The sequence below is a fragment of the Pseudoflavonifractor sp. MCC625 genome (genome assembly GCF_018784545.1).
GTDB classification, from domain to species: domain Bacteria; phylum Bacillota; class Clostridia; order Oscillospirales; family Oscillospiraceae; genus Pseudoflavonifractor_A; species Pseudoflavonifractor_A gallinarum.
Window position 1 is genome coordinate 1 of record NZ_WQOJ01000063.1, and the last position, 212, is coordinate 212.

1 protein-coding gene is annotated in these 212 nt (G+C 53.3%); it reads left to right on the forward strand.

What is annotated here, in order from left to right; translation table 11 throughout:
* Positions 1-212, forward strand: a 212-nt coding sequence (locus tag GPK94_RS15880; RefSeq protein WP_215656272.1) for a hypothetical protein, incomplete at both ends; no start/stop codon positions are given.

Consider the following 212-nt stretch of genomic DNA (forward strand, 5'->3'; position numbering starts at 1 on the left):
AATGCCGCTGTGCGCCGTGCGGTTCTTGGCTCTAAGGATATGGAGCTGATCCGCCTTTATTCGGATGTGCCGGAGTTCCGCCAGCGTCTGCACCGGGAAGTGATCGACGAAACCTATCCAAAGCTCCATGAGCTTCTGCGCCCTCTTTCTCAGGAAGATATTGATACTGCCCTTTGTGCATGGAACGGCAATATCGAGAGTAAACACGCTGT